Genomic DNA, 11,993 nt, shown 5'->3' with positions numbered 1-11,993 from the left:
TGTGCTCGTGGCGACAACTTAACTTATTTAGCGAAGTTCACGATAGGGAAACACTTGAAGAAGCCGTTATCCGCACAGTTTAGTAGACCAATTTGAACACCGTCGATTTGGTCAGTCATATTGAAGAAACCTAACTGGAAGTTAGATTTTTTAGAGATGCTCGCCAAACCGATGTCTGCCATTGTGTAACCTTCTGAGTAGTTCACTGCACTCCAGTTTAGACCTTTTACATTGTTCGTGATGTTCACTGCACCTAAGTTAACACCATTAGTTTGGCCTTCGTTCCAGTTAAGAAGACCGAGTGATGCACCCGTCATTTCTTGATTAACTTTAGAAGCACCAAAGAACAAACCGAAGTTCACACCTGTTGTGCGGTCTGTTTCAGACATACCTAGAACCGAAAAGTCGACACCTTTTACTTCGTTTACTTGGCCATGTAATACCGCAAGGCGAACACCACCAACAGAAGAGTTAGAAGGCGCGTTAGTGTTGTCGATGGTAGAGAACATAACTGGCGAGCTATCAGCAAGAGCAACAGGTGAAGCGATTACGGCTGCAACAGCCAATGACGTCATAAGCTTTTTCATTTTCATCTCCATGGAGGGAATAGTTGTTTTACAACATAGTGTAATGTACAAATTTTGCGCCATTTTGAATCAATAAATGTTAGCTGGAAGTCATATTTAACTGTCTGACAAATAAAGCAATTGATTCATCATAGTTATTTATCTGCATTTTCCCTGACGAATTACGCACAATACCCGCACAGTTGCGCATTTTTAAACCAGTTAATCTGATAAAAATTAAGCGTAATAAGTACTGGCTAACTATCAGATTAAAAAGAAAAAGTAAGAATAGACCTACAAACTCACGCAAGAAAGGCTCAATACCGAAGTTACCGGCACAAAAAAACCGAGGCATTCACCTCGGCTTATCGAACTTTATCGGTAGTCTAGCTCACCGCTATAAGGTTTTAAAACAAGGAGAGCACGCGCAGTTTACGCTAGTAAATGAGCATGCTCGACGCTGTTATCAAGCCTTAGAGCAAAGAGATAGGCTGGCTTACATCATGCCGCCCATACCACCCATACCGCCCATACCACCCATGTCAGGCATGCCTGCGCTTTCTTTTTGTGGTAGGTCAGTCACCATCGCTTCAGTCGTGATCATTAGACCCGCTACTGATGCTGCGAATTGTAGAGCAGAACGAGTTACTTTCGTTGGATCTAGGATACCCATTGCAATCATGTCGCCGTATTCGCCCGTTGCTGCGTTGTAACCGTAGTTACCTTCGCCAGCACGAACATTGTTAGCAACCACAGATTCTTCATCACCCGCGTTCTTAGTGATTTGACGGATAGGCGCTTCCATTGCACGTAGTGCAACGCGGATACCTACGTTTTGCTCTTCATTGTCGCCTTCAAGACCAGCAACTTTAGATGCAGCGCGGATAAGTGCAACACCACCACCAGCAACGACACCTTCTTCAACCGCTGCGCGAGTTGCGTGAAGTGCATCTTCTACGCGGTCTTTCTTCTCTTTCATTTCAACTTCAGTTGCTGCACCAACTTTGATGACTGCAACGCCGCCTGCTAGCTTAGCAACACGTTCTTGAAGCTTTTCTTTGTCGTAGTCTGATGTTGCGTCTTCGATTTGTTGACGAATTTGAGCAACGCGACCTTGGATCATCGCTTCTTCACCCGCACCATCGATGATGGTTGAGTTTTCTTTAGTGATAGTTACACGTTTAGCTTGACCTAGATCTTCTAGCGTTACTTTTTCAAGCTCTAGACCGATCTCTTCAGAAATCACGATACCGCCAGTTAGGATAGCGATGTCTTGTAGCATTGCTTTACGACGGTCGCCGAAACCAGGAGCTTTAACAGCAGCGACTTTCACGATACCACGCATGTTGTTTACTACTAGCGTTGCTAGTGCTTCGCCTTCTACATCTTCAGCGATGATAAGCAGTGGACGAGACGCTTTAGCAACGGCTTCTAGCGTTGGAAGAAGCTCACGAATGTTCGAGATTTTCTTATCAACTAGAAGGATGAATGGGCTTTCTAGATCAACAGAGCCTGCTTCTTGGTTGTTGATGAAGTAAGGAGATAGGTAACCGCGGTCGAACTGCATGCCTTCTACTACGTCTAGCTCATCTTGTAGAGCCTGACCTTCTTCTACGGTAATCACGCCATCACGGCCTACTTTTTCCATCGCTTCAGCAATGATGTTACCCACTGTTGCATCGGAGTTTGCAGAGATAGTACCTACCTGTGCGATAGCTTTGGTGTCGTTACATTCAACAGATAGTTCTTTTAGTTGCTCAACCGCTGCGATAACTGCTTTATCGATACCACGCTTAAGATCCATTGGGTTCATACCAGCAGCAACTGCTTTTAACCCTTCAGTAATGATAGCTTGAGCAAGAACCGTTGCTGTTGTAGTACCGTCACCCGCTGCGTCGTTTGCTTTAGACGCAACTTCTTTAACCATTTGTGCGCCCATGTTCTGGAATTTATCTTCCAGTTCAATTTCACGCGCTACTGATACACCATCTTTAGTGATCGTTGGTGCACCAAAAGATTTGTCTAGAACAACGTTACGACCTTTAGGACCCAGTGTTACTTTTACTGCGTCCGCTAGAACGTTTACGCCTTCTAGCATTTTAACTCGTGCGTCATTACCAAATTTAACGTCTTTAGCAGCCATCTTTGATTTCCTTTCTAAATTCTGTTTTCGATTTCGTTTTTGAATCAGAGCAAAAAATTACTCAATGATTGCTATTACTCAACGATTGCCATAATGTCGTTTTCAGACATTACTAGCACTTCTTTGCCGTCGATTTTTTCAGTCTTTGTGCCGTAACCTTCAGCGAAGATAACGGTATCACCAACTTTAACGTCCAACGGTAACACTGTGCCGTTTTCTAGAATGCGGCCTTTACCTACAGCTAGAACAACACCACGTGTCGATTTTTCCGCAGCAGAACCAGTTAGAACGATGCCACCCGCTGACTTTGATTCAACTTCTTTACGTTCTACGATAACTCGGTCATGTAATGGACGAATGTTCATCGGTCGTCTCTCCTGAAAGTTTTCATGTTTATTTGATAATTGCCCGCGTAGGGCACGTGATCAGTATATAAGGGGCAAACCTAACGATCCCAAGGGGTAGACGTGATTTTTTTGTGACTTAGTTAAAATAACCAGCAGCTAGGCAACGGTTTGCGTGCGAAATGCTCACTCGCCCACTATCTCGCTTTCTTGTATCCTTGCGTTTCCCTCACCAGATAGACATCAAAAATGTTGGAAAAAAACAAGCCGGACAATCAGGCCGAAGATAAGCATGGTTTGTTGACCGCGCCCATTCCTGACACCTTACGCAAAATGACCATCCCGATGACGATGGGCATGATTGCCATTTTGATGTTTAACTTGGTCGATACTTTTTTTATCTCGTTGCTGGGTACAGAAGCCCTAGCAGCAATCAGTTACACCTTTCCCGTCACCTTTGCAGTGAACTGCATCACCATGGGCATCGGCATGGGGCTTTCTACCAATATTGGTAGACTGTTAGGTCAAGGCCATGCTCCTCAAGCTGCTCGCTTTACCAGCCACGGGTTATTGCTGGCAGTTGTGCTGGTGATGATCGCCTCAACACTAGGTTTTTTTTACTATCGAGCCGCTGTTTAGCTTCTTGGGCGCGAAAGAAGATTCTATTCCGCTGATCGCACAGTATATGCAGGTTTGGTATCTCACCATTCCTCTGTTGGTAATTCCAATGGCGGGCAATAGTGCGATTCGCGCAACCGGCGATACCAAAACTCCAGCTAAAATCATGATGCTGGCAGGGCTTATCAACGGTATTCTCGATCCATTGCTTATCTTTGGTTACGGGCCCTTCCCTGAATTGGGCATCCAAGGCGCGGCGATTGCTAGTGCCTTCAGTTGGTTTGGCGCGTTATGCGGTTCGCTTTACCTACTCGTCAAACGTGAGAAGCTACTTGCCCCGCCGCAATGGCAATTCATCAAACAAGACTGGCAACAAACGTTAAAAATCGGCACTCCTGCAGCGCTCTCCAATGCAATGACCCCATTATCGGGCGCAATCCTGATGATGTTGCTTTCAAGTCATGGGACAGCTGCAGTAGCAGCTTATGGCGCAGCTCAGCGAATTGAATCGATTCTGTTGTTGGTTTTAATGTCTCTCACTTCCGCTCTCACCCCATTTATGGCACAGAACTTTGGGGCAAATAATCCTGCTCGAGCCTTTTCCGGTTGGTTCCTCAGCATGCGGTTCGCAGTTCTCTTCCAAGGGTTTATCTTCTTGATGATGGTGCCACTCAGTATTCCTCTTGCAGCCTTGTTCTCTCAGGAAGCCGCCGTAAAAGATCTGCTTTGGCATTACCTATTGGTGGTGCCATTTAGTTATGGCTTCCAAGGGATTGTGATGATGCTAGTCAGTGGCTACAACGCAATGCACAAACCAATGCGTGCCTTCCAATGGAGCTTCATGCGTTTATTCGTATTTACCTTGCCTGCAGCTTGGATTGGTAGCCACGTTTATGGCATTGAAGGTTTGTTTATTGGTATTGCGCTGGGGAATACGATGGGCGGGCTATTAGGGTATTGGTTTGCACTACGTGAGCGAAGAATAACATTGGCAGAACACCAACCATCAGCGTAAACGTTAGATAATAAAAAACCGCGGATAACCGCGGTTTTTTTGATTCTGACTTTAACCAGTTGCTTAGAATAGCTCTTCAGCAACTTGGTATAGGTCGTTACGTACTGGACGCTTCATGTTCTCGATTGCATCGATGATGTCGTGGTGAACTAGCTGCTCCTTCACGATACCAACACAACGACCGCCATGGCCTTCCATTAGTAGATGAACCGCGTAGTTACCCATGCGAGATGCTAAAACACGGTCGAACGCTGTTGGGCGGCCACCACGTTGGATGTGACCAAGAACCGTCGCACGAGTCTCACGACCTGTCGCTGCTTCGATCTCTTTCGCTAGTTCGTTTGCATCCATCATCAGCTCAGTAAGTGCGATGATCGCATGCTTCTTACCTTTTGAGATGCCATCTTGGATGTTGCTGATTAGCTTGTCTTTATCCAAGCCAGTTTCTGGCGTGATGATGTATTCACAACCACCAGCAATTGCAGACATCAGAGTAAGGTCACCACAGTGACGACCCATGATTTCTACGATAGAAATACGTTGGTGAGAAGAAGACGTGTCACGAAGACGGTCAATTGCATCGATAACTGTGTTTAGTGCAGTTAGGTAACCGATTGTGTAATCCGTACCTGCGATATCGTTATCGATTGTGCCTGGTAGACCAATACATGGGTAGCCCATTTCAGTCAGTTTCTTAGCACCCATGTAAGAGCCGTCACCACCGATAACAACAAGTGCATCGATACCGTGCTTTTTCAGGTTCTCAATCGCTTGTTCACGAACTTCCACTTCTTTGAATTCAGGGAAACGTGCAGAGCCTAGGAATGTACCACCCTTGTTGATCACATCTGAAACGCTAGAACGATCTAGCTTCTCGATGCGGCCTTCGTAAAGACCTAGGTAGCCATCGTAAACACCGTAAACTTCCAATCCCTCAGATAGTGCTGTACGAACTACGCCGCGTACTGCTGCGTTCATACCAGGTGCGTCACCGCCACTTGTTAAAACACCGATCTTCTTAATCATGCTCACCCTCGATCTTTGGCAATCAATTTATTTAATTTTCTTCTAGGCCCCTTGTTACCAAGCAACCTGCATAATCCAGAACTGTGCGTTATGTTACATTTCCTCTACAGGAATACCAATGAAAACACACTTTTTTATGTAACTTTTCTACTTATGTAAGAGTATTACAGTTTCTCTTTGCAACTTCGTTGATTCACATCAGGATCACGATTCTTAGTCAGTAGTGATGGAAAGATAGCCAATAAGCGCCTATTTGTCGTTACGCTTGGTCTGATTTTTCGACCGCTACCAATCTTGCGCCTTTTGTTCTTTCTCTGGTCCAAAGACGACCGACAACGGATCCTGATGGATCAAGACGTCCGCTTCCGGGAAAAGCGCCAACAAATTATCTTCAACTTTATCGGCAATATGATGGGCTTTTATTAAAGGTAGATGATCATCCAACTCTAAATGCAATTGAATAAAGCGCGTCGGCCCAGACATGCGAGTTCTTAGCTGATGGACTCCTAACACACCTTCAACATTGATGCAGGCTTCACGGATCTGCTCCAGTTCCTCATCTGGTAGCTTTCTATCGAGCAATGTCTGAATCGCTTCGCTGACCATCTTGAATGCGCTGTATAAAATGAAGATACCAATCCCCACCGCAAACACTGCATCGGCTTGCGTTACCCCAAAATAGCTCAATCCTAAAGCCACCATGATGGCGCCATTCATGTATAAATCGGTTTGATAATGCAGTGAGTCAGCAGCAATCGCTTGGCTACCCGTTTTACGTACCACATGCTTTTGGAACATCACGAGTCCAAAAGTAACGACCATAGCGAATAGAGAGACATAAACCCCTAGCTCAGGTGAATTCAGCTCATGTGGACGGAAAAATCGCTCAGTACCATTAAGAACCAAGAAGACAGCAGAACCAGAAATAAACATTGCCTGCGCCAGTGCTGCTAGCGACTCTGCTTTACCATGGCCAAAAGTATGTTCTCTATCAGCGGGTTGTAGTGAATAGCGTACAACAATAAGGTTCACGACCGATGCGGCGATATCCAGCATCGAGTCAATCAAGGAAGCAAGCAGACTGACAGAGCCCGTCACCCACCAAGTAATGACTTTTACTATTAAAAGAATCGTCGCGACAATGGTCGCCGTCCAAGCAGCGGTCGTGACTAAACGTGCATATTCGTGTTTCATAATCAAAGAGTTAACTCAAACCGTACTTTGAGTATACCTTGAGAATTATTGAATGAGTATGAAATCGCCAAGATCAAAAAAAGGCAGCACTCAGGCTACCTCTTTTACTTTATCTTTCAGCGATTAGCTGTTGTGGTGCTTGTGCATGCGTTTTTGCATTTTTTCGCCACACTCTTGGTGACGCTCTTTTTGTAGCTCAACATATTTTGTTTTTTGCTCAGGAGTCAGCACGCTCAGCATTTGGTGTTTCTTCTCTAGCATCTTAACGCGACGCTCAGTTTGCTTCTCAACCATCTCTTTTGCTAGGTCGTTTGCTGCGGCTTCATCGAAGTTATCAGCCAATAGAAGTGCTTGAACTTTATCGTGGTGCGCTTGACGCTCTGCCATGTGTGCTTCGTGACCATCTGCGAATTTTGCTTTCATCGCCGCTTTGTTCGCTTCACGCATTTCTTTTAGCTGGTCTTTCTGTGCATCAGTCAGGTCTAGTTGACGCATGATGCCACGGTCCATACCTTTGCCGCATTCACCTCGATGGCCTTTATGATCTTTACCACCAAATGCGAATGCGCTCGCTGTACCTAGAGTTAGTGGTAGAACAACAGCAGCCAGTACTAGTTTCTTTGCAGTTTTCATAATTTGATTCCTTACACAGGTTAGTGATTCTTCTGAGCTGTTCTCACAGCGCTTGAGTGTAGAATACGACCTACTAGGTAAAGCGACGTATAGAGACCGTAAAGAATCGTAAAGAGTGATTTTTACACTCTTCGTTACCTATCATTCCCATGTAATATTAAAGCAACCACGAATCATAAATAGGTACTCAAATGGCGAACATTCTTTTGATTGATGATGATACCGAGCTAACCAGTCTGCTTAAAGAGGTACTGAGCTTTGAAGGTTTTAACGTCAGTGAAGCCAACGATGGAGAAGCAGGCCTCGCGGCTGTCACTGATGAAATTGACCTTATTTTGCTCGATGTCATGATGCCAAAACTCAATGGAATGGAAACCCTAAAACGCCTGCGCGAAAACTGGGAGACGCCAGTGCTTATGCTAACGGCGAAAGGCGAAGAGATAGACCGCGTTATCGGCCTAGAACTGGGTGCCGATGATTACCTGCCAAAACCGTTTAGCGACCGCGAATTACTCGCTCGGATCCGGGCGATTTTGCGCCGTACCAGCAGCACCCAGAAGAGCGCGAAAAACAGTGACTGCATTGAGTACCAAGAAATCAAACTCTTCCCTGGCAAACAAGAAGCATACTGCGAACAGACGTTGTTAGATTTAACGACGACAGAGTTTGCTCTTCTGACACACTTTGTGCAAAACCCTGGGCAAGTGCTAACTAAAGAAGCCTTGAGCTTAGATGTACTTGGCAAGCGCTTAGCCGCGTTTGATCGTGCGATCGATATGCACGTATCCAACCTACGTAAAAAATTGCCAGACCAAAGTAACGGTAAGCCTCGTATTAAGACGCTACGCGGGCGCGGCTACATGCTGATTGAGGAGGATTAATGCGAGCACCACGCTTCAAACTGCCGAAGATAAACAGCTTGTATGGACGCATCTTTGCCATCTTTTGGTTCACCATGTTTTTGGTTCTGATGGCGGTGCTGTCATTACCACACCTTGACCCACGGAAAGCACGCGACATCCCGCAAGACCACTATCAGCGTATGATTGAAATACGTGACGGTATCGAGAAGAAGTATCGCAAACAAGATAACCTCGGCAAGCTTTTGTTCAGCATCGAAGGTCAGCGACGCAGTAAACATGATCCGCATCCACGTATCTTCTTTTCCGATCACGAAGGCAACGTACTGACAACTTCATCAGGTCACAGAGATTTCAAGCTACGTGCGCTACAAAACTTTGTCACTAGCATTGAAGATCAGTCCCAACCGAAGCAAAAACTTTACGGTCGCTACATGATCGCAGGCCCCGTGCCAATCAAAATAGCCAATTCGGATCTGTTGATGTACGTCGGCTTTAAATGGAATGAGCCGCCACCAATCATGTTGCGCCTGTTCGATCACCCATTGCAATTGCTGCTTGCAGTTATGCTCGTGAGTACCCCGTTATTGCTTTGGTTAGCGTGGGCTTTGAGCCAACCCGCTCGACGCTTGGAAAGTGCAGCGCAACGCGTCGCGAAAGGTGAGTTTGTCATCGATCCTAACCTAGAGAAAGGCACAACCGAGTTTCGTCAAGCCGGAACCAGCTTCAACCAAATGGTCGAGGCTGTGAATCAGATGATTTCTGGCCAGCAGCGTTTACTCTCAGACATTTCACATGAGTTACGTTCGCCTTTGACTCGCTTGCGTATGGCAAGTGCGCTGGCGACTCGTAAGCAAGGGGAAAGTCCAGAGCTGACCCGAATCGACACCGAAGCGCAACGTTTAGAGCAGATGATCGCCGAACTACTCGAACTTTCACGCATGCAAGTGAACAGTCACATGACGCGCGAGACTCAGCCAATAGTAAGTTTGTGGGAAGAGATTATTAAGGATGCGCAGTTTGAAGCCGAACAAATGGGCAAAGTACTGAACTACTCTAACCTTCCTGAACGCAGCATTTCTGGCAATCCAAAACTACTGATGAGTGCGGTAGAAAACATCATTCGTAATGCGATTTACTACGGCAAAGACGAAGTGAAGATCGACATTCAAGACAGCGCAGACACCTTGAGCATCATTGTAGATGACAATGGTGAAGGTGTGCCTGAAGAAGAATTAGAAGCCATCTTCCGCCCATTTTACCGAGTCTCGACAGCCCGTGATCGTCATTCTGGCGGTACCGGTCTTGGTTTAACCATTACCGAAAGTGCCATCCGCCAACACAGCGGTTCGATTATCGCAAGTCGCAGCCCATTGGGTGGTTTACGAGTCACGATTACTCTGCCATTACTCAAAATAGGCAAATAACCTTACAAAGATCAAAGTTGATAATGATTTTCATTAACATTAAAGTAAATCCTTCATAAAGGAGGATTTACAATGTCGCATATTTTTCCAGAGCTTCCGTACCGCTACGATGCACTAGAACCATACATCGATGCGAAAACCATGGAAGTTCACTACAGCAAACACCACAAAACCTATTACGATAAATTCATGGCTGCCGCAAAAGGCAGCGCTCTCGAGACCCAAAGCCTCGATGACATCTTCGCTTGCATCTCTCAACACAGCCCAGCTATTCGAAACAACGGTGGCGGATACTACAATCACATCATTTATTGGAATTGTATGTCACCGGATGGTGGCGGTGAGCCTCAAGGTGCACTCGCTCAAGCCATCAACGATAAGTTTGGTGACTTCGAAAAATTCAAAGACGAATTCGCACAAGCGGCTATCAATACGTTTGGTTCTGGCTTCGCTTGGTTAGTCGTAAAGGATGGAGAGATTCAGATTACCTCCACGAGCAACCAAGACAATCCTCTGATGGATGTTGCCGCGGTGCAAGGTGAGCCAGTTCTAGCGCTGGATGTTTGGGAACACGCTTACTACATCAGTTACCAAAACCGTCGTCCTGAGTACATTGACGCATGGTGGAACGTAGTGAACTGGCGCGCAGTAGAAGAAAACTACGCTCGCGCACTCAGTTAAACCTTTCAACATCTGGGCGACAAGGTTTACCTACACGCCCTCATGCCCCCAAGTCATTGTGTTGAATCTCGCTTCTCATGGTGACTTGGGTATATACTGCTCGCCTGTTTTGACCAACCTAATTCAATACCATGTTTGATATCGCTCTATACGAACCAGAAATCGCGCCGAACACCGGCAACATCATTCGCCTGTGTGCTAACTGTGGTGCGAATCTCCACCTGATTGAGCCACTGGGTTTCGATCTAGAAGAGAAGAAAGTCCGCCGTGCAGGTTTGGATTACCACGATTTGGCTCGTGTAACGCGTCATAAAGATTATCAAGCATTCTTGGAATACTTAGAGAAAGAGAAACAAGGCAACTACCGCCTATTTGCGTGTACGACCAAAACCACAGGTCATCATGTGGATGCGAAGTATCAAGAAGGCGATGTATTGATGTTTGGTCCAGAAACTCGCGGACTACCAGCAGATGTGATTGATAGCTTGCCAATGGAGCAGCGCATCCGCATCCCGATGATGCCAGATGCCCGTAGCCTGAACCTTTCTAATGCCGTTGCGATCATCGCGTTTGAAGCATGGCGTCAAATGGGTTTTGAAGGCGCAATGTAAGCGCACCAAATCACGGATACTAAAAAGGGCGCTGAATGCGCCCTTTTGCTTTTCTTACTTACCGATTAAATCAGTTGAGCTTGTTACGATCATTGTCGTCTTTACGCTCGTACTCACCTTCGAAGGTATTGCCGTTGTCCGATTGAGAGTCGAATGGGTCACGACGAAACGGGTCTTGTTCATAGGGACCTTGATTTGAGAAGCCACCTTGGAAGCCGCCACCATTCATGGTCTTCACCACCATCTTGCTCATTAAGTATTTCGCAATCGCAGCGCGTGGCGCGGGAAGCAACACCAACATACCCAATGCGTCGGTCATGAAACCTGGTGTTAACAGCAATACGCCTGCAACTGCCAGCATCACACCTTCAAAAATCTGTTGAGCCGGAAGCTCACCTTGCTCTAAGCGACCTTGCACTGACATCAACGTCTGGATGCCTTGGCTGCGTACCAAAGACGCGCCAACAAATGCGGTGATCAGAACTAAAGCAATCGTAGGCCAAAGACCTAAAAAGCCTCCCACCTGAATAAATAGGCCGATTTCGATGATCGGGACGAAAATAAACGCCAATAATAAGATAGGAAACACATGCCCTCCTTTGTTGATTTCAGTGTAATGGCAAAAGCCTACTAAGCTCAAACGAATCGTTGTAAAAAAGCGTGTTCATCATAGGGAGAATGCGTTGTACAAAAAACGCCCTTTGAATAAAGGTGCATATATAAAATTTGATCGTTGAAAAGTGCTATTTTCGCACTCTTAAAATCCATGTTTGTCGAGGAAAAACACCTACCCATAAAGGGTTATTAATATCCCGTTCATACTTTGCAAATTATTGACGCATTAAAAGCGAAAAAGGTGATCCACTTACTATTTT

At 45.9% G+C, this 11,993-nt stretch carries 11 protein-coding genes and 1 pseudogene; 5 read left to right on the top strand and 7 right to left on the bottom strand.

Features of this window, described 5'->3' with window-relative positions:
• Nucleotides 1-23: 23 nt before the first annotated feature.
• The 3 genes from C1S73_RS11880 to C1S73_RS11870 all read right to left on the bottom strand — a co-directional run bounded on the left by C1S73_RS11880 (nucleotide 24) and on the right by C1S73_RS11870 (nucleotide 3,074).
• Nucleotides 24-587 (bottom strand): VC2662 family protein, encoded by a 564-nt coding sequence (locus C1S73_RS11880; RefSeq protein ID WP_038870994.1) that lies wholly within the window; start codon nucleotides 585-587, stop codon nucleotides 24-26.
• A gap of 475 nt (nucleotides 588-1,062) precedes the next feature.
• Nucleotides 1,063-2,709, bottom strand: a complete 1,647-nt coding sequence (gene groL / locus C1S73_RS11875; protein WP_038870992.1) for a chaperonin GroEL — start codon at nucleotides 2,707-2,709, stop codon at nucleotides 1,063-1,065.
• Between the two features lie 74 nt (nucleotides 2,710-2,783).
• Nucleotides 2,784-3,074: a co-chaperone GroES gene (locus C1S73_RS11870; RefSeq protein ID WP_005381516.1), complete on the bottom strand. Its 291-nt coding sequence runs from the start codon at nucleotides 3,072-3,074 to the stop codon at nucleotides 2,784-2,786.
• 228 nt (nucleotides 3,075-3,302) lie between these two features.
• Here C1S73_RS11870 and C1S73_RS11865 point away from each other — a divergent pair.
• Nucleotides 3,303-4,686: pseudogene (locus tag C1S73_RS11865) on the top strand (MATE family efflux transporter).
• Between the two features lie 63 nt (nucleotides 4,687-4,749).
• Here C1S73_RS11865 and pfkA read toward each other — a convergent pair.
• The 3 genes from pfkA to C1S73_RS11850 all read right to left on the bottom strand — a co-directional run bounded on the left by pfkA (nucleotide 4,750) and on the right by C1S73_RS11850 (nucleotide 7,539).
• On the bottom strand, nucleotides 4,750-5,712 hold the full coding sequence (gene pfkA, locus C1S73_RS11860) for a 6-phosphofructokinase (protein WP_038870987.1): 963 nt from the start codon (nucleotides 5,710-5,712) through the stop codon (nucleotides 4,750-4,752).
• Nucleotides 5,713-5,997: 285 nt separating this feature from the next.
• The gene (fieF, locus tag C1S73_RS11855) at nucleotides 5,998-6,906 is read right to left on the bottom strand and encodes a CDF family cation-efflux transporter FieF (protein WP_038870985.1); all 909 of its coding nucleotides are present in this window, start codon (nucleotides 6,904-6,906) and stop codon (nucleotides 5,998-6,000) included.
• A 123-nt stretch (nucleotides 6,907-7,029) separates the two neighbouring features.
• The gene (locus tag C1S73_RS11850) at nucleotides 7,030-7,539 is read right to left on the bottom strand and encodes a CpxP family protein (RefSeq protein WP_038870983.1); all 510 of its coding nucleotides are present in this window, start codon (nucleotides 7,537-7,539) and stop codon (nucleotides 7,030-7,032) included.
• A gap of 191 nt (nucleotides 7,540-7,730) precedes the next feature.
• Between C1S73_RS11850 and C1S73_RS11845 the strand changes: the two genes are divergently transcribed.
• The 4 genes from C1S73_RS11845 (at nucleotide 7,731) to trmL (ending at nucleotide 11,118) form a co-directional block, all read left to right on the top strand.
• A complete protein-coding gene (locus tag C1S73_RS11845; protein ID WP_038870981.1) occupies nucleotides 7,731-8,420 on the top strand; it encodes a response regulator in 690 nt (229 codons plus the stop codon).
• The gene (cpxA, locus tag C1S73_RS11840) at nucleotides 8,420-9,826 is read left to right on the top strand and encodes an envelope stress sensor histidine kinase CpxA (protein WP_038870978.1); all 1,407 of its coding nucleotides are present in this window, start codon (nucleotides 8,420-8,422) and stop codon (nucleotides 9,824-9,826) included. The genes C1S73_RS11845 and cpxA overlap by 1 nt, the downstream gene beginning before the upstream one ends.
• 72 nt (nucleotides 9,827-9,898) lie before the next feature.
• Nucleotides 9,899-10,507 (top strand): superoxide dismutase, encoded by a 609-nt coding sequence (locus C1S73_RS11835; RefSeq protein WP_038870975.1) that lies wholly within the window; start codon nucleotides 9,899-9,901, stop codon nucleotides 10,505-10,507.
• Between the two features lie 131 nt (nucleotides 10,508-10,638).
• Complete coding sequence (gene trmL / locus C1S73_RS11830; protein WP_012126507.1) at nucleotides 10,639-11,118, top strand: tRNA (uridine(34)/cytosine(34)/5-carboxymethylaminomethyluridine(34)-2'-O)-methyltransferase TrmL; 480 nt, start codon at nucleotides 10,639-10,641, stop codon at nucleotides 11,116-11,118.
• A gap of 70 nt (nucleotides 11,119-11,188) precedes the next feature.
• Here trmL and C1S73_RS11825 read toward each other — a convergent pair whose 3' ends face one another.
• Nucleotides 11,189-11,707 (bottom strand): FxsA family protein, encoded by a 519-nt coding sequence (locus tag C1S73_RS11825; protein ID WP_038870971.1) that lies wholly within the window; start codon nucleotides 11,705-11,707, stop codon nucleotides 11,189-11,191.
• Nucleotides 11,708-11,993 lie beyond the last annotated feature (286 nt).

The organism is Vibrio jasicida 090810c (assembly GCF_002887615.1).
Classification (GTDB): Bacteria; Pseudomonadota; Gammaproteobacteria; order Enterobacterales; family Vibrionaceae; genus Vibrio; species Vibrio jasicida.
The sequence above is the reverse complement of the archived record's forward strand: the minus strand, read 5'-3'. Positions and strand labels throughout refer to the sequence as shown.